At 33.6% G+C, this 25,719-nt stretch carries 29 protein-coding genes, 1 pseudogene and 1 other annotated feature; of the genes and pseudogenes, 12 read left to right on the top strand and 18 right to left on the bottom strand.

The window, feature by feature from the left end:
- Positions 1–13: 13 nt before the first annotated feature.
- The 9 genes and pseudogenes from ssb to HMPREF2706_RS05240 form a co-directional block, all read right to left on the bottom strand.
- Positions 14–523, bottom strand: coding sequence for a single-stranded DNA-binding protein (ssb, locus tag HMPREF2706_RS05280; protein ID WP_023349922.1), 510 nt, complete (start codon positions 521–523; stop codon positions 14–16).
- Positions 524–544: 21 nt separating this feature from the next.
- Positions 545–841, bottom strand: a complete 297-nt coding sequence (rpsF, locus tag HMPREF2706_RS05275; protein ID WP_002434058.1) for a 30S ribosomal protein S6 — start codon at positions 839–841, stop codon at positions 545–547.
- A 132-nt stretch (positions 842–973) separates the two neighbouring features.
- A pseudogene (locus tag HMPREF2706_RS05270) lies at positions 974–1,138 on the bottom strand (recombinase family protein); the annotation flags it as partial.
- A 115-nt stretch (positions 1,139–1,253) separates the two neighbouring features.
- Positions 1,254–2,000: an HAD family hydrolase gene (locus tag HMPREF2706_RS05265; protein ID WP_002434512.1), complete on the bottom strand. Its 747-nt coding sequence runs from the start codon at positions 1,998–2,000 to the stop codon at positions 1,254–1,256.
- A 3-nt stretch (positions 2,001–2,003) separates the two neighbouring features.
- The gene (locus HMPREF2706_RS05260) at positions 2,004–2,420 is read right to left on the bottom strand and encodes an NUDIX hydrolase (RefSeq protein WP_227489929.1); all 417 of its coding nucleotides are present in this window, start codon (positions 2,418–2,420) and stop codon (positions 2,004–2,006) included.
- A complete protein-coding gene (locus HMPREF2706_RS05255; RefSeq protein ID WP_030061331.1) occupies positions 2,417–3,307 on the bottom strand; it encodes a DMT family transporter in 891 nt (296 codons plus the stop codon). Before HMPREF2706_RS05255 ends, HMPREF2706_RS05260 begins: the two co-directional genes overlap by 4 nt.
- Positions 3,307–3,690: an NUDIX hydrolase gene (locus HMPREF2706_RS05250; RefSeq protein WP_030061333.1), complete on the bottom strand. Its 384-nt coding sequence runs from the start codon at positions 3,688–3,690 to the stop codon at positions 3,307–3,309. The genes HMPREF2706_RS05255 and HMPREF2706_RS05250 overlap by 1 nt, the downstream gene beginning before the upstream one ends.
- A 12-nt stretch (positions 3,691–3,702) precedes the next feature.
- On the bottom strand, positions 3,703–4,380 hold the full coding sequence (locus HMPREF2706_RS05245; protein WP_030061334.1) for a hypothetical protein: 678 nt from the start codon (positions 4,378–4,380) through the stop codon (positions 3,703–3,705).
- 3 nt (positions 4,381–4,383) lie between these two features.
- Positions 4,384–5,523: an aminotransferase class V-fold PLP-dependent enzyme gene (locus tag HMPREF2706_RS05240; RefSeq protein ID WP_256322941.1), complete on the bottom strand. Its 1,140-nt coding sequence runs from the start codon at positions 5,521–5,523 to the stop codon at positions 4,384–4,386.
- A 642-nt stretch (positions 5,524–6,165) separates the two neighbouring features.
- Between HMPREF2706_RS05240 and HMPREF2706_RS05230 the strand changes: the two genes are divergently transcribed.
- Both HMPREF2706_RS05230 and HMPREF2706_RS05225 read left to right on the top strand, forming a co-directional pair.
- A complete protein-coding gene (locus HMPREF2706_RS05230; RefSeq protein ID WP_002434109.1) occupies positions 6,166–6,981 on the top strand; it encodes a GH25 family lysozyme in 816 nt (271 codons plus the stop codon).
- A 78-nt stretch (positions 6,982–7,059) separates the two neighbouring features.
- A complete protein-coding gene (locus HMPREF2706_RS05225) occupies positions 7,060–7,251 on the top strand; it encodes a hypothetical protein (protein WP_002434516.1) in 192 nt (63 codons plus the stop codon).
- 132 nt (positions 7,252–7,383) lie between these two features.
- On the opposite strand, the gene ychF is transcribed toward HMPREF2706_RS05225, so the two are convergent.
- The 4 genes from ychF to HMPREF2706_RS05205 all read right to left on the bottom strand — a co-directional run bounded on the left by ychF (position 7,384) and on the right by HMPREF2706_RS05205 (position 10,533).
- Positions 7,384–8,481 carry a redox-regulated ATPase YchF gene (gene ychF / locus HMPREF2706_RS05220; RefSeq protein WP_002434081.1) on the bottom strand — a complete coding sequence of 366 codons (1,098 nt, stop codon included), beginning with the start codon at positions 8,479–8,481 and terminating at the stop codon, positions 7,384–7,386.
- Between the two features lie 11 nt (positions 8,482–8,492).
- Positions 8,493–8,696, bottom strand: a complete 204-nt coding sequence (locus HMPREF2706_RS05215; RefSeq protein ID WP_002445134.1) for a DUF951 domain-containing protein — start codon at positions 8,694–8,696, stop codon at positions 8,493–8,495.
- 20 nt (positions 8,697–8,716) lie between these two features.
- Positions 8,717–9,598 carry a mechanosensitive ion channel family protein gene (locus HMPREF2706_RS05210; RefSeq protein ID WP_070862229.1) on the bottom strand — a complete coding sequence of 294 codons (882 nt, stop codon included), beginning with the start codon at positions 9,596–9,598 and terminating at the stop codon, positions 8,717–8,719.
- A 104-nt stretch (positions 9,599–9,702) separates the two neighbouring features.
- Positions 9,703–10,533 carry a ParB/RepB/Spo0J family partition protein gene (locus HMPREF2706_RS05205; RefSeq protein WP_030061344.1) on the bottom strand — a complete coding sequence of 277 codons (831 nt, stop codon included), beginning with the start codon at positions 10,531–10,533 and terminating at the stop codon, positions 9,703–9,705.
- Between the two features lie 270 nt (positions 10,534–10,803).
- Positions 10,804–11,216, top strand: a binding site (T-box leader).
- A gap of 65 nt (positions 11,217–11,281) precedes the next feature.
- Here HMPREF2706_RS05205 and HMPREF2706_RS05200 point away from each other — a divergent pair.
- From HMPREF2706_RS05200 to HMPREF2706_RS05180, 5 genes are read left to right on the top strand one after another with little or no spacing between them, the layout of a single operon-like run.
- On the top strand, positions 11,282–12,385 hold the full coding sequence (locus HMPREF2706_RS05200; RefSeq protein ID WP_030061346.1) for a PLP-dependent transferase: 1,104 nt from the start codon (positions 11,282–11,284) through the stop codon (positions 12,383–12,385).
- Positions 12,382–13,557: a cystathionine beta-lyase MetC gene (metC, locus tag HMPREF2706_RS05195; protein ID WP_030061349.1), complete on the top strand. Its 1,176-nt coding sequence runs from the start codon at positions 12,382–12,384 to the stop codon at positions 13,555–13,557. Before HMPREF2706_RS05200 ends, metC begins: the two co-directional genes overlap by 4 nt.
- The gene (locus tag HMPREF2706_RS05190; protein ID WP_037550897.1) at positions 13,511–15,349 is read left to right on the top strand and encodes a bifunctional homocysteine S-methyltransferase/methylenetetrahydrofolate reductase; all 1,839 of its coding nucleotides are present in this window, start codon (positions 13,511–13,513) and stop codon (positions 15,347–15,349) included. Before metC ends, HMPREF2706_RS05190 begins: the two co-directional genes overlap by 47 nt.
- Positions 15,346–17,592: a 5-methyltetrahydropteroyltriglutamate--homocysteine S-methyltransferase gene (gene metE / locus HMPREF2706_RS05185; RefSeq protein ID WP_030061352.1), complete on the top strand. Its 2,247-nt coding sequence runs from the start codon at positions 15,346–15,348 to the stop codon at positions 17,590–17,592. Before HMPREF2706_RS05190 ends, metE begins: the two co-directional genes overlap by 4 nt.
- Before the next feature lie 21 nt (positions 17,593–17,613).
- Complete coding sequence (locus HMPREF2706_RS05180) at positions 17,614–18,357, top strand: cyclase family protein (RefSeq protein WP_002454405.1); 744 nt, start codon at positions 17,614–17,616, stop codon at positions 18,355–18,357.
- 393 nt (positions 18,358–18,750) lie between these two features.
- Here the strand turns inward: HMPREF2706_RS05180 and HMPREF2706_RS05175 are convergent, their stop codons facing one another.
- Genes HMPREF2706_RS05175 through HMPREF2706_RS05165 form a run of 3 tightly spaced genes read right to left on the bottom strand, consistent with a single transcriptional unit; the run spans position 18,751 to position 21,289 of the window.
- Positions 18,751–19,398 carry a 3-oxoacid CoA-transferase subunit B gene (locus HMPREF2706_RS05175; protein ID WP_070862228.1) on the bottom strand — a complete coding sequence of 216 codons (648 nt, stop codon included), beginning with the start codon at positions 19,396–19,398 and terminating at the stop codon, positions 18,751–18,753.
- A gap of 4 nt (positions 19,399–19,402) precedes the next feature.
- Positions 19,403–20,098: a CoA transferase subunit A gene (locus HMPREF2706_RS05170; protein ID WP_030061359.1), complete on the bottom strand. Its 696-nt coding sequence runs from the start codon at positions 20,096–20,098 to the stop codon at positions 19,403–19,405.
- Between the two features lie 3 nt (positions 20,099–20,101).
- Entirely contained in the window at positions 20,102–21,289 is a 1,188-nt protein-coding gene (locus HMPREF2706_RS05165; protein WP_030061361.1) for an acetyl-CoA C-acetyltransferase, read from the bottom strand.
- Positions 21,290–21,692: 403 nt separating this feature from the next.
- Between HMPREF2706_RS05165 and HMPREF2706_RS05160 the strand changes: the two genes are divergently transcribed.
- A complete protein-coding gene (locus HMPREF2706_RS05160; RefSeq protein WP_002434067.1) occupies positions 21,693–22,079 on the top strand; it encodes a VOC family protein in 387 nt (128 codons plus the stop codon).
- A 181-nt stretch (positions 22,080–22,260) separates the two neighbouring features.
- Here HMPREF2706_RS05160 and HMPREF2706_RS05155 read toward each other — a convergent pair whose 3' ends face one another.
- The gene (locus HMPREF2706_RS05155; protein ID WP_083319928.1) at positions 22,261–22,491 is read right to left on the bottom strand and encodes a helix-turn-helix domain-containing protein; all 231 of its coding nucleotides are present in this window, start codon (positions 22,489–22,491) and stop codon (positions 22,261–22,263) included.
- A 112-nt stretch (positions 22,492–22,603) separates the two neighbouring features.
- Entirely contained in the window at positions 22,604–22,804 is a 201-nt protein-coding gene (locus HMPREF2706_RS05150; protein ID WP_016898412.1) for a YozE family protein, read from the bottom strand.
- 283 nt (positions 22,805–23,087) lie between these two features.
- On the opposite strand from HMPREF2706_RS05150, the gene HMPREF2706_RS05145 reads away from it, so the two are divergent.
- From HMPREF2706_RS05145 to HMPREF2706_RS05130, 4 genes are read left to right on the top strand one after another with little or no spacing between them, the layout of a single operon-like run.
- Entirely contained in the window at positions 23,088–23,291 is a 204-nt protein-coding gene (locus tag HMPREF2706_RS05145; RefSeq protein WP_002434049.1) for a helix-turn-helix transcriptional regulator, read from the top strand.
- Positions 23,288–24,007, top strand: coding sequence for a DUF3169 family protein (locus tag HMPREF2706_RS05140; RefSeq protein WP_030061364.1), 720 nt, complete (start codon positions 23,288–23,290; stop codon positions 24,005–24,007). The genes HMPREF2706_RS05145 and HMPREF2706_RS05140 overlap by 4 nt, the downstream gene beginning before the upstream one ends.
- Before the next feature lie 36 nt (positions 24,008–24,043).
- Positions 24,044–24,886, top strand: a complete 843-nt coding sequence (locus HMPREF2706_RS05135; protein ID WP_030061365.1) for an ABC transporter ATP-binding protein — start codon at positions 24,044–24,046, stop codon at positions 24,884–24,886.
- Positions 24,886–25,521 carry an ABC-2 transporter permease gene (locus HMPREF2706_RS05130; protein ID WP_030061366.1) on the top strand — a complete coding sequence of 212 codons (636 nt, stop codon included), beginning with the start codon at positions 24,886–24,888 and terminating at the stop codon, positions 25,519–25,521. The genes HMPREF2706_RS05135 and HMPREF2706_RS05130 overlap by 1 nt, the downstream gene beginning before the upstream one ends.
- Positions 25,522–25,719: the final 198 nt, after the last annotated feature.

The raw sequence follows: 25,719 nt of genomic DNA, 5'->3' as shown, positions 1-25,719 counted from the left end.
TTATACGTTCATTTTAGAATGGTAAATCATCATCACTAATATCGATTGGGCCATTAGCATTTGCAAATGGGTTGTCTGATTGATTAGCGTTTGATGAATTATTGTTATTGTAAGACGTATTTTGTCCTGATTGTTGACCACCGAATCCTTGACCATAGTCTTGGAAATCGTTGTTTTGTGAACGTTGGCCACCTTGTTGTGAATTCTTAGGTTCAAGGAATTGAACACTATCACACACAACTTCAGTAACAAAAATACGACGACCTTCTTGATTTTCATAACTACGCGACTGTATGCGACCATCAACGCCAGCTAAACTACCTTTAGATAAGTAGTTATTAACATTTTCAGCTTGTCTTCTAAAGACAACACAGTTAATGAAATCAGCTTCGCGTTCCCCTTGAGCATTCGTGAAAGTACGATTAACTGCTAGAGTAAATGTCGCTACACTTACGCCTGAGGGAGTGGTTCTGTATTCTGGATCTTTCGTTAAACGACCTACTAATACAACTCTATTTAACATTTAAACGCCCCCGTCTAATTATTACTTATCTTGGTCTTCGCGAATAACGATGTAACGGATGATATCGTCATTGATTTTAGCTAGACGTTGGAATTCGTCTGTAGCTTTATTGTTATCTGTTTTAATACGTACGATGTTATAGAAACCTTCTTTGAAATCATTGATTTCATAAGCTAGGCGACGTTTACCCCAGTCTTTTTCTTCTAAAACTTCTGATCCTTCTGAAGCTAAGATACCGTTAAAACGCTCAACTACAGCTTTTTTAGCATCTTCTTCAATGTTAGGACGTACGATATACATAATTTCATATGTTCTCATAGTTTATTTGCACCTCCTTATGGTCTATGCGGCTTATCAACATTTATGTGATAAGCAAGGAATAATTTTCATTACTCACAATCCAGAATTATAGCACAGAGTATTACTTTTTACAATTCATTTTATAATGATTCTCTCGTTAAGTTCTTTAACTAATGTGATTAAATCCTCCATATTACATCCTAGTCTATCTAATCTCCAAAAGATAATAGTATCTCTTGATCTCGCAATTTCAATTGCTTTATCTAAACTAGGTCTTTTACTTTTTGAACCACTCACAAGTTTTTTTGTGAACATAGATTCTTTGTTGAGTTTTTGAACACACAAATATATATAATTCTTACTTATTTCGATATAGAAAGAGAGTGTATAGAAAATGGTTATTTTCAGTATACTCCTTTTTTATATGATACTAGTTATTAATTGTAAAATCTTTATATTCATCATTAAGGAGCTTTTTTAGTAGAACTTCTATATTATCTTCGCAACCACAAAGACCATTCTTTTTATATAATTCTGTATCTTTATCAGAATTAGTTAACCAAATGGCAGCCATATTAACATCTAATGCTCCCAAGATGTCATTTTTAAAAGAATCTCCTATAAACAAGCACTCTTCAGGATTGACGTTTAGATTAGACGTGACATTTAAAAATGCTTTAGGGTCCGGCTTTTCATAACCTATATTCTGAGATATAAAAATATTCTTTTCGAATATTGATCTAATATCGAGGTTATCAATTTTAGTGTTCTGTTCTTTAAGCTTACCATTGGTAAGGATGGCGATGTTTACATTTTCTTTCAAGGACAAAAGCAAATCATTTATTTTTCTATTAACAGTTATACTAGACAGCAATTTAGTAAAAAAGGATTGGAAATACTTATTAGCTTCTGCATGAGAAATATCTATATCAAAATGTTTTAAAGTTTTAATTAATCTTAACTCTCGCAATTCATCTAAGGTAATAATCCCTTCATCATGCTGTTTCCAAAAATATAAATCATATTTCTTATATAATTTCATAAAGTCACTATACTCTATGTCTTTAAATAACGTATATTCTTCAAAAGTATCTTTATTAGCTTTTATCCATAAATTATTAAAAGAAAATAGCGTATTATCTAAATCAAAAATAACCAATTTCACTTTTCTAGCCATTACTCACACGCCTTTTAAAATGTATGAAGATTGTTTTAAAATATGGTATAAATTACCATTGCCTGCAAAAATATCAAGATCATTAAAGTTGCTTTGAAGGTCTATCCAATAAAGTGATTGTTCATAATTTGCAGGTGGTATATAGTTTTTATTTAGTATACCAGAATAAACATATATCTGCTGTTTGTCTTGATAATATGTTATATCCATTATTGGATGCAATATCACATCATCGCATGTTAGGGATATCTCTTCTAACATTTCCCTATATACACTAGACTTAAGACTTTCACTTTCTTCAACCTTTCCGCCTATCAAATTATACATATTTTTAAAAGGTGGATTAATTCTTTTACACATTAAGATATTTTTGAAGTTTCTATCAAAAATTGGAATTAGATTGGTCTTTTGCAATATCATCCATTCTTTTTATTAATTGAATATTCTTCATATACTAACCAAATGATTGATACTAGAGTAATGATAAGGCCTAAAATTTTCATGAAATTGGGAAGTGGTCCCCAGAGAATCCATGAAATTATCATAGCTACAGGTAACTCTATAGTAGTTAAAGTTGCCATACTAATTGAACTGACTCTTTTTGTTGAAAACATAAGTAATTCAAATGTTATAATCTGACCTAATATAGCTATTGTAGTACCATAAAAAATGACGTTGGTTTTTAAAAGAGAGAGCTCCTGAATATAAAAAATACTACAAAATAAAGCTGTAATTACTGCTATTGCAAATATATATACCTTTATAAATCCATGATTGGTTGTTTTAGGTAATGTAAACATATTTGTTGCAAATGATACTCCAGCAAACAAGCCCCATAAGCACCCTAGGAAACTTATTTGTGTAATATTAGCACCAATTAAAATAAAGGAGCCAATCCAAAGCATTATAATAGAAAGAATGTGTTTATAATTAAATCTTTCTTTGTTAAAGATCACACCTAACAAAAATAATATCCATGGAAATTGGAATAAACCTAGTGATGCTATGCTTGGATTAGTTAATTTGATCGATGAATAATAGCAAATACCTGTTAGCGCTGTAGTAATACCAGCAATATAGTTAAATGGATTTTTTAAAATATTAGGTGTAAAACTTTTATAAGTTGGATTAGAAACTAAATATCGGATTATAAAATATACTAAACCTATTACTAATTGATATAGTATTATATTGATAGTTTCTACACCATTTACATTAGCCATTTTGACTATATTAGAATTAAAACCAAATGAAATTCCAACGAACAAAGCAGCTATTCCACCGATAACAGAAGGTTTTTTAGACATTAAAACTCGCCTCTTAATTTTGGAATTACAAATTTAGCAATGCCACTACCTATTTCAGTGTTACAGTTTGCATGAATAGGTATCCATTTCACATTATGAATCTCATTATCTGGATATGGTTCGCCGTTTATTTCAGTGATATATGTTCTTAAAAATAACTTTTCATTTTCTAACATAGAAATATCTTCATAATCACCAAAAAATTCCATTTTTGAAATAGTTACATTTAGCTCTTCTCTCAATTCCCTTGATAACGCTTCAATGTCATTTTCTGTCCCTTCATATTTACCGCCAGGTAACATATAAAAATTGGGTGCTTTCTTTTTACTAACGGATAAAATACAATCATTTTTTATAATGACAGCAGCAACTTTTTTAATCATAAAAAAGACTCCTTAATATTGGTAATTTTGCATTAAATCTTTTGTTTTTGTCATAAAATGCACGTGTTCTTCACATATATCTAATTTATCTTTAATGTACTCTCCTACTACTTCTTCCGTTGGTTCACTGAAAGCATCACCAAATATAGAAACACCTTCTAAAGATTTAGAAGATAATCCAAATGTCATAAGAGCATATTTAACATCGTCTTGATTTCCAAAGTTATAAATAGGACACTCGTAATCAATACCATATTTAGCTTCAAATTCTCTAAATAATTCTATTGCAACATTCTTTTGCTCAGCTAAATCTTCTTGATAACCTACACAACCATCAACTATTTTTTTAATACCGTGTTCTAAACAATATACTGTCGCAGCTGCATGTATAGCTAATTTATCGCCTAAAAGCACTAGATTTATACCCCATCTTTTGAAATCGGCTTCTAAATTTTTTATTGCAATACTTCTAAACAGTCCATATGTAGGTAAAATTGTTCTCCCTACAATATTATTTGGAAATCTTTCAATCAATTCTTTAACCCTCATTTCTGAAAGTTCACTTTTTATGCCAATACCACTATTACAAGTTATTAAATGTACTTCTTTATCTTGTAGGGATTCCAAACAAGCAACTAAAGAAGAATCTCTTCCACCAGTAAATAAAATAGCAACTTTTTCTCTTTCCATTATTCATTCCTCCATATATTCTTTAATTTTTTTTAGTAAAAATTGAATGTCCTCTTCATTATTTATAAAACTTAAAGATACCCTTATGGCATTAATATCTACGATATCTTTAGTGAAAATAGAAAAAAACTCTAAATGCTCTTTCAATGCCTTACAGTTAATGTTTTCTGGGAAAGTTAAAGTACAAATATTATAATTGTTGTCTGTAACAATACTTATATTAGCAATATCGGAAACTAAACATTTCATATAATTATTTAAACTTTGCGTTTTTATGTAAACGCTTTCAATTTTTCTCGAACCAGTTAAATATTTTAAAACATCGTTCATACCATAAACACTAGGTCTAAACATAGTTCCTAATTCCCATCTTTGTCCATTGTCTTGAATGCTATAATCGTTATAATCATTAAAGTATTCAAAGGTTGAAATTCCAGAAAATATAATATCTAAATCTTTTTGGATATTTTTCCGAACAAATAAAAAACCTAATCCTTCAGGCCCATAAAGCCATTTATGAGCAGGAAAACAATAAAAATCTGCATTAATATTATGTAGATTTACAGGATATGATCCTGCAGCTTGAGCACCATCTACTAGTACTTTCATCCCTCTACTATGTGCAATATCTATAACTTCTTTAATAGGTACTACTTCTCCTGTCTTCCAAAATATGTGAGATATAACTATCATTTTAGTTTTACAGGTAATTAGGTCTTCTAGTTCCTTGATATTAAATCTTTGCTTTACTTTATACTCTTTGATTACTACGCTTTTTTTGTTTTTCAAATTTATTAAAGGAGATATACTTGCAAGATGTTCCATAGAAGTTGTTATTATTTCATCTCCAGTATTAAATTTCATACCATTAAGAACTATATTAAGGCCAAACGTAGTATTATCAGTAATGGTTATTTCCTCACTATAAGCACCAATTAAATCGTCTATCTGTTCTCGTAAATGAGATAATTGTACATTAAACTTTTTTCTTGATCCTTTTCTTGATCGTCCGTAATAAAATTCATTTTTTATTTCTTTTATCATTTTACATTTTAATTCTTTAATTACTATAGATAATTCACCTGTATTAAAATAAAGATTATTTTTTATAAAATTTCCTCCTTTTAAAATAAATAATAACACAAAAAGAAATTTTTTACACATTTTCTAGAAATAGTTCATTTTGTGTTCACTTTTATGTCAACAAGTATTAGAAACATTAATATGATAAATCGATGTATGTAAGAAATTTATTTGTCATTTTACTCATTTATCGCATTATTAACTTTTAAGTATAAAAATTAATTTATAAAGATACTGAAATGAGTAAGAATTTATCTAATTTTAGTGAAGAGGTATGTAAAAAAGCTATGCATAGATATTATAAAATTGAACCTTATTTTAAAAGATTAGAATCAGTGAAAGAAATTAGTGAGTCAACTAAAGTCCCTATTCGTGCGCTTTATAATTGGATTAATAGATACAATAGCGATGGGGTTACAGGTCTCATAGATAAAGCAAGAAGTAATAAGTATCGAATAAATACAGATGAAGATATTAAGAATGAATATTTCAGTACATCCCCTTTACATCCCTGCTCATTTCGAATAATAAATTTTTATAAAATTAAGAACTTTTTATGTTCCGTATAACTTAATATTTAAACATTACAAATCGTACTAAATGCGTTGTTGCGAATTGAGTTTAATTGTTATAGCATAAAAATTACATTTTACATATAATTGTACGTAATTTCTAAATTCTCAATAAAAAAGGAGCACATTTATGTTAAAGAAGGTTACATACTCGATAATTTCATTTTCAATGTTAGCGACAAGTTTGGGCATGGTTAACGCAAATGCAGAGGAATCTTCTAAAAGTCAGTCAACAAGTGAAAAAGGAACAATGGGTTATGGCTACCAACAATATTTAAAGAAACATCCTAATCAAAAAAGTAACGCAACACAAAATCGTTCAACGTTCTCAACTAAATCTAGATCAGCTGTAACTAACACTGGAGAGAGAGTATTAGATATTTCAGAATGGCAAGGTAATTTAACTGACGCTCAAGTTAAAAAACTCAAGAAAAATTATGACTTCATCATTATACGCGGCCAGTATGGTTCAGAATATGTAGATCAATGTTTAGAGCACAATTCAGCTTTATTAGACAAAAATAATATGAAATTCGGTGTTTATTCTTATAGTATGTATGAGAATGCTGATGACGCGCGTTATGAAGCAAGAACTTTATACAATCGTGCTCCAAAAGCTTCATTCTATATTAATGACTATGAACAATCTTCAGTAACGAGCGGCGATGAGAATACAGCTACTCAAGCTTGGGCAAATCAAATGAGACAACTTGCAGGAAACAAAAAAATACTCTTCTATTCTTATGAAAACTTTATGGTAAATCACGTTGCAAATGCAGTGAGTTCGTATGATGGCTACTGGTTAGCATCATATCAAGCTGAAGAACCTACACGTGAAAAAGTTTTATGGCAATATACTGATAGTTATTATTCACCTGAGTTAGACCAAAATGTAGATGCCAATTACCTTGATAGCAATGTTGATGCTTCTTGGTTCACATCTTAAAATTAATACGAACACAATCGAACAAAAACACTTCACTTTTACGAACATTCGTTCTATAATATAGGTGAGGTGTTTAGCATGAAATTAAATTTAGATTGGAATAAAGATTTCCAAGAATTTCAAGATATCTTAAATTGTGGTATTCACCCTGAATGGCTTTATTGTGCTAAGGCAAATATGGTCCTTGAACCTGCATACACTGGCGAAGGAAAGCAATTCTTTAGCACTCAAGATATAATCGAAGCAAGTGAAGTAATTCCATTTTTTTAAGAATTTGGAAATTCAAATATAAAAGCAATGTAGTTGAGTCACTTAGCCACTTTGAGCATACTAAACTACATTGCTTCTTTTTTATAAAAAAGAGCCATCTCCTAATGAGATAGCTCCATAATATTTATTCAATTATACATTAAAGCGGAAGTGTACGATGTCTCCATCCTTCATAATGTACTCTTTACCTTCTAAGCGTTGTTTACCCGCTTCTTTAGCGCCATTTTCGCCACCGTGTTCAACATAATCTTCATAACTAGTAACTTCGGCACGTATAAATCCACGCTCAAAGTCAGTATGAATAATACCTGCACATTGTGGTGCTGTCATACCTTGTCTAAATGTCCATGCACGAACTTCTTGGACACCAGCTGTAAAGTAAGTAGATAAGCCTAATAAGTCATAAGTAGTTCGAATTAAACGATCTAAACCAGGTTCTTCAATACCTAGATCTTCTAAGAACATTTCTTTATCTTCATCATCTAATGTTGCGATTTCTTCTTCAATTTTGGCACTAATCACAATGACTTCAGAATCTTCTTTTTCAGCATATTCGCGAATTGCTTTAACTTTATCGTTATCTTCATCGCCAATTTCATCTTCACCAACATTAGCGATATATAACATTTTCTTAGAAGTTAATAATTGTGCTTGATTTACCCATTTTTGGTCATCTTCATTGAAATCAATACTTCTAACAGGTTTACCATCTTCTAACGCTTCTTTAATTCTAGTCAAGATGCGCAACTCCATCTCAGCTGTTTTATCCTTTTGACGAGCCATTTTTTCAATTTTAGGTAAGCGTTTATCAACAGATTCTAAATCTGCTAATACCAATTCCATATTGATTACTTCAATGTCATCTAGAGGATTCACTCGACCAGATACATGCGTTACATTTTCATCGTCAAATGCACGAACAACCTGGCATATCGCATCTACTTCACGGATATGGGATAAGAATTTATTTCCTAACCCTTCGCCTTTAGAGGCACCTTTCACGATACCTGCAATATCTGTAAATTCAAATGTAGTAGGAATTGTTTTTTTAGGTTGTACCATTTCTTCTAATTTAAATAAACGTGAATCTGGTACTTCTACGATTCCCACGTTCGGATCAATCGTAGCAAATGGATAGTTTGCTGCTAATGCACCAGCTTTAGTAATTGCATTAAATAGGGTAGATTTACCTACGTTAGGTAAGCCTACGATACCTGCTGTTAAAGCCATTAATCATTCTCCTAACTTTCTTTGTCTTGATGAGATTCAAGAACTTTTTTCAATTTTTTATTAAACGTCTGACGTGGAATCATAATGCTACGCTGACAATTTTCACATTTAATTCTTATATCAGCACCCATTCTTATAATTTTAAAGCGATTTGTTCCACATGCATGTTGTTTTTTCATTTCTACTATATCATTTATTCCGTAATTTGACGTCATAAAATGACCTCCAATGATAATTAGCTTTTACTTTGCTCTTCACTATACTGAGTGAATAGAGGTTGTGGCATGCGTATGCCTTCTTGAATAAACATTTTTTGTGCTTCTTTTCTAATAATACGTGCACCTGAGGCACCTTCGCCAGGAATTGTCTCGGCAGAAATACGAATCGTTGCTTTATTATTCTCTAATGCATCAATACCTTCAACCACTGGATCACTAACAAATAAATAGTACTTACTACGTAATGAAGTAAATAATTTATTTAATTTCTTCTCAACTTGGTCTAAATTCTCATCAACTGAGACTGGAAGTTCCACAATAGATGTGCCGTTAGTAATTGAGAAATTAGTTATCTCTCCCATGCTACCATTTGGCAAAATCGTCAATTCACCAGAAATAGTGTTGATACGCGTAGATCTCAAACCAATAGACTTAACTGTACCTTCTGCTACAGTTGTTCCACCGCTATTGATTTTAACATAATCTCCAACATCAAATTGATTCTCAAATATAATAAAGAAACCTGTAATGATGTCTTTGACAATCGTTTGAGCACCGAAACCTACTGCAACTCCGACCACACCAGCACTGGCGATAATTCCTTCAACACTTATACCAAATTCACTTAAAATGGTAGTAATCACAATAAACCATACGATATATTTTACTACGTTTTGTACTAGTGACACGAGTGTCTTAGAACGTTTCTTGTTTCCTTTTTTACTTTTATTTTGTATTTTAAAAGCTTGTTCAATGACTTTATTTAAAATCGCTATAACGATGAGTGCGACAATGATATAAATCAAAATCATAATAATTTTTATGACAAGATTTTCATAAGTCTCTACTTTAGTTAAAGGTTCAAATAAAGAAGATAAAATATGCTTTACTTGGTTCATAAATGTATTACCTCCTTTTCAAATTTTCCATAATTCCCATATTATAACTTAAAAAAATACAGTTTTAATCAGTCTACAGTTTTAAAAATAACTTTATAACTTCACTACTTTCTATTCAATTGCTGAATAATTCTTTTAAACTCGTCTTCTGATTTAAATTCAAACGTGATTTTTCCAATATTTTTAGACGTGGAAATTTCAACTTTGGAACCATACTGCTCTTTAAGTAACCTTTCCTGTTGTTGAATAAATTTCGGTTTTTTATTGTTCGCTTGCTTTGATTTTGCATTCGACTCGCCTTCTTTTAAATGTGTATTTACATATTGCTCAAGTTGTCGTACGCTCCAAGACTCCCGGACGGCTTCTTTACCTACCTTTTTCATTAAAGCTTCGTCCTTTAAGGATAATAAGGTGCGGCCATGTGCACCAGAGAGCTCTCCCTCTCTAACCATCTTCATAATGGCGGATGGAAGATGGAGTAATCTAAGCATATTCGCAATATAAGGACGTGATTTACCTAATCTACGAGCAACTTCTTGCTGCGTAATCTTTAAATCCGACATTAATTTTTTATAACTTTCAGCCTCCTCAATCGCATTTAAATCTTCACGTTGTAAATTTTCAATAATTGCGAGCTCCATCATATCTTCATCAGATAACTTTTTAACTATCGCAGGAATACTTTCTAACCCAACGATTTGTGAAGCTCTAAAGCGTCGCTCGCCCACTACAATATAATATCCTTGTATGGTTTCTCTTATTACAATAGGTTGAAGGATTCCATGTTGTTGAATGGATTTAGCTAAATCTTGCAATTTATCCTCATCAAAGGTCTTACGCGGTTGGTAAGGATTAGGCTTGATTAAACCTATAGCTACATGTTGAACTTGCTCATCTCTCTCGAGTTGCAAGCGCTGATCATCATTCTGTGTCATATTTTCACATCTTTCTATAAATGATTAACAATTTTTTGCAACACATCATTTCTTAACACTTATTATTTTAAAAATTTCACTCTTGTAGTACAAGCTTTAGTAAATGATTATACTAACTCAAATGAAATTTTTTCAATAACGCGAAACTCTATGTTAAAAGTATTCGTCGCACTTCTAAGTAAACTGTTTAATCTAAATTTTCAGAAAAGTTGTTGACAAATCATTTCCTACTCTGTAATCTAAGTATTAACAATTACAAAACGAAACATTTTACACACTATAAAAAGGAAAGTAGAACTTACACTGCTTTTACAGAGAGTCTTCGTTAGCTGAGAGAAGGTATTGAAAGAAAGTTTGAAAATGGCCTTGGAGTGTTGATGCCAATATGAGGTATCAACGGGTTCGCCCGTTATAGCGATACAGTATTAACATTGTAGTTGAATGGCGTACTGGAATTCATTACCATCGTCACAACATATCGTTAATACTCATTTATTCTTCCTAAGACTAAATGAGTTTTTTATTTGGCTCAATGATTTAACATAACGATAATGCTTGTGATTAAAGTTAACACTTCCATAAATAGACGTTGTTCAAATATAATGGCGTACTGGTAGAGGTCACTTTAGCAATAAAGTGACAAACAAAGGTGGTACCGCGAAACTTAAGCTTTCGTCCTTTACATCCGAATGAATCGGGTTTAAAGGACGGAAGCTTTTTTTATTTATTTAATTAGGAGGGTCTAGAAATGAAGGATACTGAATTAGCTCAAATTGCTCTAACAAAGGATCATACCGGCGCTATTGCCAATCCAATTTATTTATCTACTGCATATCAACATCCTCATCTAGGTCAATCAACAGGATATGATTATACACGCACTAAGAACCCAACTCGCACAGCGTTCGAAGAATCATTTGCCAAACTGGAAAAAGGCATTGCATCTTTTGCCACTTCTAGTGGAATGGCAGCAATCCAACTCGTTTGTAACATCTTCAAACCTGGGGATGAAGTGCTCGTAGCATTTGATTTATACGGAGGCACTTTCCGTTTATTCGATTTCTACGAACAACAATATGGCGTGAAATTTAAATACGTTGATTTCTTAGATTATGAAGATGTTGAAAAAAATATAACTCCACAAACAAAAGCTTTATTTATTGAACCGATTTCCAATCCACAAATGATAGAAATTGATGTCGAGCCGTATTATGTTCTAAGTAAAAAACACAATTTATTAACAATCATTGATAATACGTTCTTAACGCCCTATCTATCAACACCTCTTGAAGAAGGTGCAGATATCGTTTTACATTCAGCAACGAAATATATTGGTGGACATAACGATGTATTAGCCGGCGTCGTAACTGTGAAAGATGAACGCTTGGCTGAACAACTTGGACAATTCCATAATATGATTGGCGCAACGTTATCACCTTTAGACAGTTATCTACTTCAAAGAGGACTTAAGACATTACATCTTCGTATCGATCGCTCTCAAGAGAATGCACAACGACTGGCTGAACGTTGTCGTCATTCAGAATCCATAGACGAAGTCCTCTATAGTGGCCGTACAGGAATGCTTAGTTTAAGACTCAATAAGGCTTTTAGCGTCGCTAAGTTTTTGGAAAATTTAGACATTTGCATATTCGCAGAAAGTTTAGGAGGTACAGAAACATTTATCACCTTCCCATATACACAAACACATGTAGATATGCCTGATGCTGAAAAAGATAAACGAGGAATAGACGAACACCTGATTCGACTATCAGTTGGCATTGAAGATTATCAAGATATTGAAGCAGATATTATTCAAGCATTAGAAAATTCTAAAGTAGGAGTGATTTCATGAGTTTATCTAGAGAGACAGAAGTAATCTTTGATTCACGTAGAGGACAGGATTATCACTCAGCAAATCCACCCTTATATGATTCTTCAACATTTCACCAAACAGTACTTGGTGGGAATGCACAATACGACTACGCAAGAAGTGGAAACCCAAACCGTACACTTTTGGAAGAAAAATTAGCACGTTTAGAAGGTGGAAAATATGCTTTCGCATATGCCTCAGGTATAGCAGCCATAACTGCTGTCTTACTTACACTCAAATCAGACGATCATGTAATTCTTCCTGATGACGTTTATGGTGGCACATTTCGTCTTACTGAACAAATATTAAATCGTTTTAACATTAAATTTACGACGGTAAATACGACAAACATTCTAGAAATTAAAAATGCAATTCAATCAAATACAAAACTCATATATGTGGAAACGCCATCGAACCCACTTTTCAAAATTACGGATATTCGTGCAGTAGCCAGAATAGCCAAACAAAACAACTTACTCTTAGCGGTAGATAATACCTTTATGACACCCCTTGGTCAATCTCCTTTAGCTCTAGGAGCAGATATTGTAGTACATAGTGCTACTAAATTTTTAGGTGGTCATAGTGATCTTATTGCTGGAGCAGCGATCACTAATCGTAAAGATATTGCAGATGCCCTTTACCTCTTACAAAACGGTACTGGTACGGCGCTTTCAGCTCATGATAGTTGGACGTTAGCAAAGCATCTTAAAACATTACCTGTAAGATTTAAACAATCTGTAGAAAATGCCGAACGTTTAGTTAAGTTCTTAAGTCAAAGTAACGAAATTGCTGAAGTATATTACCCAGGAAATAATCCAACACATTTAAGACAGGCTTCAACCGGTGGTGCTGTCATTGGCTTCAGACTTAAAGACGAATCAAAGGCACAAACCTTTGTAGAGTCTCTAACTTTACCACTTGTGTCTGTCAGTCTTGGCGGAGTTGAAACAATCCTTTCCCACCCAGCCACAATGTCTCACGCAGCTGTTCCTGAGGCAATAAGAAATAAGAGAGGCATTACTTTCGGTTTATTTCGCTTAAGTGTAGGACTAGAGGACCCAGAAGAAATCATTGCAGATATTAACTACGCTTTAAAGGAGGCTTTCAATGAGTCAATTTCTGAACCAATTGCAGAACAACGTTTTGGTAGCTGATGGAGCTATCGGAACAATATTTTATTCAGAAGGGCTCGACACTTGCCCTGAAGCATATAACTTAACCCACCCTGATAAGGTAGAACGTATTCATCGCTCTTATATTGAAGCAGGTGCAAACGTCATTCAAACCAATACGTATGGTGCTAACTTTGAAAAGTTAAAAACTTTCGGCTTAGAACATCGTGTCAAAGAAATTCATAAAGCAGCAGTTCAAATTGCAAAACGTGCAGCGCATCATGACACATTCATCTTAGGAACTGTAGGTGGCTTTAGAGGTGTCAGACAAGATGACATCAGTTTGTCTACGATTCAATATCACACCGAATTACAAATTGATACTTTGATTGACGAGGGCGTAGATGCGCTACTATTTGAAACCTACTACGATTTAGACGAATTAAAAAGTATTGTTGTCGCCACACGTCGAAAGTATGAGATTCCTATCATCGCACAGTTGACCGCTTCAAATACGAACTATCTTGTTGATGGTACTGAAATCAATGACGCTCTTAAACAACTGGTTGCATGTGGGGCTAATGTCGTAGGTCTCAATTGTCACCATGGTCCACACCATATGCAGCGTTCATTTTCACATATAGAACTTCCGGATAATGCCTATTTATCGTGTTATCCAAACGCGAGTCTCTTAGATATTGAAAACAGTGAATTTAAATACAGTGATAATGCCCAATATTTCGGAGATGTAGCACAAGAATTAATTAATGAAGGTGTGAGATTAATTGGCGGATGTTGCGGCACGACACCTGAGCACATTCGTTACATTAAGACTGCTGTTCAAGGTTTAACACCTATAAAAGACAAGAAGGTCGTTCCAATCACGAAGAAATCTAATCACAAACCTACGAAAGTGGTTAAACAGAATCTGACTTCTAAAGTTAAGAATGGTCCAACGGTCATTGTGGAACTTGATACTCCTAAGCACTTAGATACAGATACCTTCTTTGAAAATGTAGGCAAACTCGATGAAGCAGGTATCGATGCCGTCACATTAGCTGACAATTCACTTGCAACGGTTCGAGTAAGCAATATTGCAGCCGCAAGTCTTATTAAACAACAATATGATATCGAACCACTCGTTCACGTGACATGTCGCGACCGAAACCTTATCGGCCTGCAATCTCACCTTCTAGGATTATCACTCATTGGTGTAAACGAAATTCTAGCAATTACAGGAGATCCTTCTAAAGTAGGTCACTTACCAGGAGCAACCAATGTCTACGATGTAAATTCAAAAGGTTTAACGGAACTCGCATTGAGATTTAACCAAGGTATTAATACAGATGGTGATGCGCTGAAGAAACATACAAACTTCAACATCGCAGGTGCGTTCGATCCAAACGTACGTAAACTAGACGGCGCCGTAAAGCGTCTTGAGAAAAAAGTCGCAAGTGGCATGAGCTATTTCATTACACAACCCGTTTACAGCAAAGAAAAAATTAAACAAGTTTATGAAGAAACGAAACATTTAAATACACCGTTCTTCATTGGCATTATGCCTATCGCTAGTTATAATAATGCACTTTTCTTACATAACGAAGTGCCAGGCATAAAGATGTCAGAAGATGTATTGAACCAATTCAAAGCTGTTAAAGATGATAAAGAAAAAACGAAAGAGTTAAGTTTACGACTTTCAAAAGAATTAATCGATACAGTGCATGAATATTTTAATGGTTTATACATTATTACACCATTCCAGAAGGTGGATTACTCACTAGAACTCGCAGCATACTCTAAATCAATTACTGCTAATAAGGAGGCAATATTATGACAACAATTAAAACTTCAAACTTAGGATTCCCAAGATTAGGTAGAAAAAGAGAATGGAAAAAAGCTATCGAAAGTTACTGGGCTAAAAAAATTAATAAAGCTGAATTAGATCAAACACTTACTGATTTACACAAAGAAAACCTATTACTTCAAAAGAATTATCATTTAGATAGTATTCCAGTTGGAGACTTCTCATTATATGACCATATTCTTGATACATCTCTACTATTCAATATTATTCCTAAACGTTTCCAAGGTCGTGAAGTCGATGACGATTTATTGTTTGATATCGCCCGCGGTAATAAGGAACATGTAGCGAGTGCACTAATTAAATGGTTTAATACAAACTATCATTACATCGTACCGGAATGGGACAATGTAGAACCAAAAGTTGAGAAAAATACATTATTAGAACGATTCAAATATGCTCAATCTATTAATGTGAATGCTCACCCTGTGATTGTTGGACCTATCACATTCGTCAAACTCTCTAAAGGTGGCAACCAATCATTTGAAGAAAAAGTTCAAACATTGCTTCCACTTTATAAAGAAGTTTTATCATCATTGATTCAAGCTGGTGCTGAATACATTCAAATTGATGAACCTATTTTAGTAACTGACGATAGCGAGAGCTATGAGGATATTACAAAAGAAGCTTATGAATATTTTGCTCAAGCGGGCTTAGGTGAAAAGTTAGTCATCCAAACTTACTTCGAACGTGTGCATTTAAAATTCTTAAGTTCATTACCAGTTGGCGGATTAGGTTTAGACTTTGTTCATGACAATGGTTATAACTTAAAACAAATTGAATCAGGAGATTTCGACTCAAGCAAGTCACTTTATGCTGGTATTATTGATGGTCGTAACGTGTGGGCTGCAGATATTGAAGCTAAAAAGCAATTAATTGAAACGTTGCAACAATATACTAATCAATTAGTAATTCAACCATCGTCCTCTCTCCTACATGTGCCAGTCTCATTAGATGACGAAACGTTAGATGAATCTATTGCCGAAGGTTTGAGTTTTGCTACTGAAAAGTTAGACGAATTAGATGCATTACGTCGTTTATTCAACAATAATGATAGCGCAAAATATGACGAGCTCAAAGCACGTTACGAACGTTTCCAAAGCCAATCATTCAAAAACCTTGAGTATGACTTTGATAGCGTTCCTACAAGTCGTAAATCACCATTCTCAGAACGTAAACAAAAACAATATGCACGTCTAAATTTACCAGATTTACCAACTACAACAATCGGGTCATTCCCTCAAACACGTGAAGTACGTAAATATCGTGCAGATTGGAAGAACCGTCGCATTACAGATGCTGAATATCAAGAGTTCCTACAAAATGAAATTGCACGTTGGATTAAAATCCAAGAAGACATCGGTTTAGACGTCCTCGTGCATGGTGAATTCGAACGTAATGACATGGTTGAATTCTTTGGTGAAAAACTTCAAGGCTTCTTAGTAACTAAGTTTGGTTGGGTGCAATCATATGGCTCTCGTGCAGTTAAACCACCTGTGATTTACGGGGATGTAAAATGGACTGAACCTTTAACTGTTAAAGAAACAGTCTATGCACAAAGCTTAACTGATAAGCCAGTCAAAGGTATGTTAACTGGACCAGTAACAATTCTTAACTGGTCATTCGAACGTGTAGATGTATCACGTAAAGTTGTTCAAGATCAAATTGCATTAGCTATTGATGAAGAAGTCTTAGCGCTTGAAGAAGCAGGCATTAAAGTTATTCAAGTAGACGAACCAGCATTACGTGAAGGCTTACCATTACGTTCTGAATATCATAATCAATACTTGAAAGATGCCGTCAACTCATTCAAGTTAGCAACATCGTCCGTTCATGATGAAACACAAATTCATACACATATGTGCTATTCTCAATTCGGACAAATCATTCATGCTATTCACGACTTAGATGCTGATGTTATATCAATTGAAACATCACGTAGTCATGGTGATTTAATCAAAGACTTTGAAGATATCAATTATGATTTAGGTATCGGATTAGGTGTTTATGATATTCATAGTCCACGTATTCCGACTGAAGAAGAAATTACAACAGCAATTAATCGTTCTTTACAGCAAATCGATCGTTCATTATTCTGGGTAAATCCAGATTGTGGTCTTAAAACGCGTAAAGAAGACGAAGTGAAAGATGCCTTAACAGTTTTAGTTAATGCCGTTAAGAAGAAACGCCAAGACAACGATGCAACAATAGCTTAATATCATTCAGAGGTGATGGTTATGACAAACTATCCTTTATGGGAGCAACTCAATCAACTTAAAGAGGCCCAATGGGTCGACTTAACTCATACGTTCGATCCAGACATTCCTCGCTTTAGTGAGTTTGAAAAAGGCGAAGTTTCAACACTCTTTAACGTCAAAGATCATGGTTTTTACGTTCAACGATGGAATATCGTTACTCAATATGGTACACATATCGATGCGCCTATTCATTTTGTGGAAAATAAGAGATATTTAGAAGAGTTAGACTTGAAAGAACTAGTATTACCACTTATTGTCTTAGATTACTCTAAAGAGGTTGCAGAGAATGCAGATTTCATCGTGACACGACAACACCTTGAAGAATGGGAAAGTCAGCACGGCAAAATTGAAGCCGGTACCTTCGTCGCACTCCGTACAGATTGGTCTAAACGTTGGCCAGATATAGATCAGTTTGAAAATAAGGACTCCGACGGCAACCAACATTTACCTGGTTGGGGTTTAGATGCGTTAAAATTTCTTATTGAAGAACGTGGCGTAAAATCTATAGGCCATGAAACGTTTGATACCGATGCCTCAGTTGATACTGCTAAAAATGGGGATATTGTAGGAGAACGTTATATTCTAGGTAAAGATACATTCCAACTTGAATTATTAACAAACTTAGATCAACTTCCTACAAGAGGGGCCATTATTTACGCAATAAGTCCTAAACCTAAAAATGCACCCGGCTTCCCTGTCAGAGCATTCGCAATCAAACCATAAAAGTAAAAAGATTTGAGCGATTCTATTTAAAACAATCAACTATCGAGTATATCAATCATCTAAAGTAACATACTCAAACACTTTGGTAAGCTTTGAGCCGGCTTGCCAAAGATTCATAACTCAAGGTGCAACACAGCCTTAACAAAAATTAAGATCGCACATCACCTTTTGCCATGAGTTACATGCGCGAATCGTAATGAAAGAGCCATTCATTACGTCATCGCCCAATCTAACCTTCCTATTTTAATAAATATAATAAAGCTTTAAGTGATATCGTAGTAGAGTATCACTTAAAGCTTTTATAATGTAGCTATTAATTTTTCAAATCAGTATTAAAATGATGAAAACCAGAAAGAGAGGCGTCTTAATTAAACTTCCCCTTCACAGTCGCATTTACTTCAAACAATTCACAAAGTGTGCTTCTGTTTTATCTTCAACTTCTTTAAGTGTCACACCATCTTGTAACTCAACCAAACGCATCTGACCATCAATAAAATCAAATACGGCTAAATCGGTAATTAATCTAGATACAACACCCGCACCAGTTAATGGTAAATCACATTGCTTTTTCACCTTTGACGCACCATGTTTATTGGTATGGAACTTAATCACCACAACCTTTTTAGCACCAACAACTAAATCCATTGCGCCTCCCATACCTTTGACGAGTTTGCCAGGAATCATGTAATTCGCTAAATCGCCTGTTTCAGAAACCTCCATGCCGCCTAAAATTGCTAAATCTATATGTCCACCTCGAATCATCGCAAATGACTCCGCATTATCGAAGTAACTCGCCCCTTTTGCGACTGTCACTGTTTCTTTGCCTGCATTGATCAAGTCTGGATCTAGCTCGTCTTCAGTCGGATAAGGGCCTATACCTAGTAAACCATTTTCCGATTGAAAATAAACATTATCTACACTTTCAGGCATCGCATTCGCTACCAATGTTGGCATACCAATACCTAAATTAATGTACATATCACTTTTAATTTCACGTCCTGCACGTAGCAAGATTTTCTCTTTAGGTGTTAATTCAGTCATGCGTTTAACCCTCCCTTAGCGTTCTTTTTTCGATGCGTTTTTCAAAATTTTCACCTTCGAAAATATAATCTACATAGATACCTGGGAGATGCACCTGATTAGGATCAATTTCACCAACATCAACAATTTTCTCTACTTCAACAACGGTTGTCTGAGCAGCCATCGCACATAATGGATTAAAATTACGTGCTGTTTTATTAAATATTAAATTTCCAGCTGTATCCGCTATATCAGCTTTTACGATGGCAAAGTCTCCTTGAATCGCTTCTTCCATGACATACTCACGGCCATTAAATACGCGTGTTTCTTTACCTTCAGCAATCTCAGTACCTACACCTGTGGCAGTGTAAAATGCGGGAATCCCCGCCCCTCCTGCACGTAATTTTTCTGCTAATGTCCCTTGAGGCGTAAGCTCTACGTCTAACTCACCTGAGATAAATTGCTGTTCGAATAATTTATTTTCACCTACATAAGAACTAATCATCTTGTCCACTTGTTTATCCTGAAGTAACACACCAAGGCCAAAGTCGTCTACACCACAATTGTTACTAACAACAGTGAGTCTCTTAGTACCACGTGCTTGAATAGCTGCAATACTGTGTTCGGGAATGCCGCATAGACCAAACCCACCAGCAAGTATAGTCATGCCGTCTTCTAAATGTTCAAAGGCAGATTCAATATTCGTAATGACTTTACCCATGCATTATCCCTCCTCATAGTGAGAGACAACAGTAGCGATACCTTGTCCTCCACCAATACATAATGAAGCGATACCCGTTTTTGTGGTTTCGTTCAATTGATGTAATAACGTTACAAGTATACGCGCACCTGATGCACCGATAGGATGACCTAGCGCAATTGCGCCACCTTTCACATTTACTTTATCTTGTGGTAGTTGAAGTTCGCGATCAACTGCCAATGATTGAGAGGCAAAGGCTTCATTTAATTCGAAAACATCAATATCTGAAACTGATTTATTCGAGCGCTTCAATGCTTGACGAACCGCTTCAACAGGACCAATACCCATGATTGATGGATCCACGCCACTCGTGCCGAAACTATCAAGAATTGCAATCGGCTTAACACCTAAGGCTTTTGCTTTCTCTTCAGTCATCACTAACATCGCAGCCGCACCATCGTTAATACCGGACGCATTACCAGCTGTCACTGAACCATCTTTTTTAAACGCAGGACGTAACTTACCTAACTTATCTGCTGTTGTGCCTTGGCGGATACCTTCATCTTGCGAAACAATAATAGGATCACCTTTACGTTGAGGTACCTCAACCGGTACAATTTCAGCGTCAAATCCACCAGTTTCTTGTGCATGCGCCGCCTTTTGTTGTGATTGGGCTGCGAATTGGTCTTGTTCCTCTCTACTGATGCCATATTTTTCAACTAGATTCTCTGCAGTAATTCCCATATGGTAATCATTGAATTTATCAGTTAAACCATCACTTACCATGCTATCTTCTAATGCTTGATTGCCCATTTTAAAGCCAAAGCGACCATTTTTTAATAACATAGGTGATTGCGACATACTCTCCATGCCACCTGCAATAACAACCTCATTATCACCAGCTACGATAGATTGATATGCAAGTTGAATTGCTTTCAACCCAGAACCACACACTTTATTCAGAGTAAATGCCGGCGTTGCTTCAGATAATCCTCCTTTAATAGAAGCAATACGAGCAGGATTTTGTCCTTGTCCTGCTTGTAAGACATTGCCCATAATCACTTCATTGATTTCATTTGAATCTATACCTGTATTTTTAACGATGTGCTTGATGACTGTTGCACCTAAATCATATGCAGGTACATCTTTGAATGCGCCTCCAAATACGCCAATAGGTGTACGATATGCTTCTGCTAGAACTACTCGTGTCATGTATTATTCATCTCCTTATTATTTATCTTTTTATTCTGAAAATGGGGGTCGAACCACATGTCAGTCTCATGTAATTTTCCCTAATCTATAAAACAGTAAAACGTCTATATATTAAATATGAATTTCACCTGAATTACTGTTCTTTAAGGTACGATTTAAGTATGTATTCATACATCGCGCGTTCCCACTCATTACTGACAATAGTACCAAAATTTAGCTTTAATTTTCCAGAAACAATACATCTCTAAATAGATAAAAATGATTTAACATGATTAAAACGTTTAACTTGTCATTTTAAGACTGACCTTTCATGAAATATTACCTTAATTAATCATCCAATATTATGTATAACACAAAAAATATAAGGGAATTATTTAAAAAGTAGATAAAGGGGGAGAAATATATGGATATTATTGCAAATAGTATATTCGTTGAAAATCAAGAAGAAGCATTACAATTTTATACAAACGTGTTAGGCTTTAAGAAAAAACGCGATGAACCTGTCGGAGAGGGATTTCGCTGGTTAACACTTGTCTCTCCAACACATCAAGATGGTACAGAATTAATTCTAGAACCAAACGGCAATCCCATTTCTAAAGACTATCAAGAGCGCCTATATGAAGCTGGGATTCCAATTACAATGTTTGGTGTTAAAGATGTACAACAAACATATGAAACGTTATTAGAATCAAATGTTAACTTTAAAGTTACACCTACCACGATGGGTAGCGTCAGAATGGCTATCTTTGATGATACTTGTGGTAATTTAATTCAAATTATTGAAAATTAAATAAAAAATTAAGAAGAAATAGCAGAGTTTAACACGGCCGGGTAGACTGACCGCATTATTATAAACTCATATAGCTATTTCTTCTCGATTTTACATATCATGTTATGAATATAAGGTGAGAACTATTGTTGATTATTATGAATTGAGAAGTATATACTTACTTTCCTTTACATTTGCCTTATTACTTATTAATTGAAACATCATCAACTGAATCTTTTAGCTTTTTCATTTCACTATCTAAAAACTCTTGATGAGGTACAAGTGCATCTTCCATTTTGGGTTCGTTCTTACCATTTTCCCATTCCCAAATATGATGAACTTCATATTTAGTACCAAATTTCTTGTTTAAGTCTTCTACAAGCTCTTTAATTTCTAAATTATTTTTTTCTCGAATATTGTGTAAATTATTCATACTCAACACTCCCTGAAAGTCTTTTATACACATCACTTAAATACTTTGTTAAGTCTCTTTACTTTTAGAGAATTCATTTTCAATAAATATTAATAGTGATGATAAAAACTAATTACTTCTGTTGATACGTTTCAATAGCCTGATGAATTGTATCATGTAAACTTGGTTCTTCAAGCCAATGATGAAATCTTTCAATGATGTCTCTAGGGGTAGAGATATCTTCAGGAAAATCAATATCTTTCATACCTTCAAATAAATCGCCAAAATGACTTTTCTCACCTTCATAGTTTTTCATGAAGTTATAAAAACTCACCACTTGCACCTCCTGCATTTCATAACAATAGATATATATTAACAAAATATATACATTTCCAAAATACATTTGTTTTAATTTATTAGCGAAAAAATGTAACAGCAATATTCCTTTAACAATCGCTCGTTTAGTTCGAGTAAAGACAATCCCTTTCCCTCTTAAACCTTTAGCAGACATTTAAATTAACTTAAATGTTTTGACATTAATGCGCGTCAATTTGACTAATATACTTGTCAAATTGACTAAAGTAATATATGTTATTGATGTAAGGAGTTGATAGAAATTGCGAAATCGACTTAAAGAATTACGTGCAAGAGACGGATATAACCAAACGCAACTTGCTAAGAAAGCAGGGATTTCAAGACAAACCGTTTCTTTAATTGAACGTAATGATTTCACACCTTCTATTTTGACAGCAATCAAAATAGCTAGAATTTTTAATGAACCAGTAGAAAACATTTTTATCATCGAGGAGGGAGATTTATGAAAGTAGGAAGATACATATTATTAACACTTATCGGAGGAATAATTGGAGGATTGATAGGTCTTTCTTTCGGCGGAATTAAAATTTTAAGTCTGACACCATTCACTCATTTTGCCAAAACTAACGTCGTTATCATAATTGCAACTATATCTTCAATAATCAATATACTTCTAACTTTATATTTATTTAAAGTACACAAAGATGCACTCAATTTAAAAGTTAAAACTAGGAATCACATTGATGATGAGTCTGCAGATTTATATGAGAAAAAGGCATATCTAAAATCGATGAAAAGTGACTTTATCTATTCAATACAAATACTAATCAGTCTACTAACTATTTTAATCGTTGTTTTAGGTAATGCGTCAGCAAAAAATATAATGTTTGTGATAATACCTTACGTTATTACAATTATTCCAGCTTTGATGATAGGATTTTTCATCCGAAAATTTGATCCTAGATATCCTAAACTAGGAGAGAAAAACTATATCGAAAAAACATTAAATTTATTCGATGAAGGTGAACGTCATATCACTTTAATTGCTATGTATAAATTGTATAGAGTTAACATCTCATTGATAATTGGAGGGTGTTTAATCGTTGGTCTATTCTCAATTTCCACAGGCATTAACCAAACATTGAGCTTAATCATATTAATTATTCTTTTTGTTTATAACACATTTGGTTACTTAACTAAAATCAATAAATTTTATAAATAATACTAAACATGTTTAATTTTTCAGGAGGATAGTCTTATGGAAAAGTTTTTAGATATTCAAAATCTTAATAAGTCGTATACAAATTCAGAATTTCGACTTTCAAATATTTCTTTTTCAATTGGACAGGGTGAAGTGATTGGCTTAATCGGTAAGAACGGATCAGGGAAGTCTACCCTCATTAATACAATTGTAGGAAATAGACATAAAGATAGTGGTTCAATTCGCTTTTTCGATGAAGAAGTGAGCGAAGAAGACGTTCAATACAAAGAGCATATTGGTGTAGTGTTTGATGATTTAAGAGTACCTAATAAATTGACTTTAACATCTATAGACAAAGTATTCACTAATATTTATAACACTTGGAATAGTGATAAATTCTTTTCATTGGTAAAGGAATTTGAATTACCAACACATAATCAAATCACTACCTTCTCAAGAGGTATGAGAATGAAAACAGCATTATCCATTTCAATGGCACATGACTCAAAGTTACTCATTCTTGACGAAGCAACTGCTGGGATGGATGTATCAGGCCGAGAACAAGTGATTGAAATTCTTGAAGATTTTGTGGCACAAGGTAACAGCATTCTAATTTCTTCTCATATTTCAGAAGATATAGAACAACTCGCTAATCAATTAGTATTTATGAGAGACGGCGAAATCATTTTAAAGGAAAGTAAAGAAGAACTACTCAAAAATTATGGCATTGTTGACCAACCTGTTGAATCATTTAATATTTCTAACGACTATTTGGTCGCGTCACGTCAAAGAAATCATAATAGAATTAGTCTTGTGAACAATCATCATGAGGTTCCCGAAGCCAAACAAATTAACAACATTGATGATGCAACTAAAATTATTATGAGAGGTGATAAATAATGAAAGGTTTAGTATTGAGTACTTTATATGCAACTAAAAAACCATTAATTATATATTTCATTGTTGGAATCATAACAGCTATAATTATGACTTTTTTAAACCCAACTATGAGCGGTTTCATGGTAGTAGTATTATTGGTTTCATCTATTGCAGATAATTTCAAACGCGAAAAAGATTCTAAATGGATGTATTACGTCTCTACATTGCCTGTAAAACGTGCTGATTATGTAAAGAGTTACTATTTACTTTTTGGCGCTATCACAGTCATCTCTTTTGTGATTAGTTTCCCAATTGTATTGATAATTACACACAGCATAAATATGGCGTTGATTGCCTTTTTAGTTTGTGTTGGTTGTACAGGGTTATATTCCGCACTATTCCCATTAACATTTAAATTCGGCCCTGAAAATTCAAACACAATCATCATGATTACCGTTTTCTTTATGATTATTATATATTTCGTATTCTATATTTTAGCACTTGCTCTAGGTGCACATCATGATAGTTCAATGATTAATATGTTAAGTAGTACAAATAGTTTACTTGTGTTTATTGTCTTTGGCATATTGGGGTTAGTGACTTTTGCCTTAACTTATATTTTATCTATAAAAATTTTTAATAAAAAAGAACTATAATAAGTTTCATATATCCCCTCACTATTACAATAGTGAGGGTTTTTTAGTATGGCTAAGATCATCCATTAATAACCTACTTTTTTATTTAATATGATTAAAAGCAATTATGCTTTAGATAATAGACTTTAATAAGGGATAAGAATATTTTTAAAATTAAATTCTAAATCTAAACAAATAGATTTTTCGTACAATTCTGGA

This window comes from Staphylococcus sp. HMSC067F07 (assembly GCF_001837405.1).
Lineage (GTDB): Bacteria > Bacillota > Bacilli > Staphylococcales > Staphylococcaceae > Staphylococcus > Staphylococcus capitis.
The sequence above is the reverse complement of the archived record's forward strand: the minus strand, read 5'-3'. Positions and strand labels throughout refer to the sequence as shown.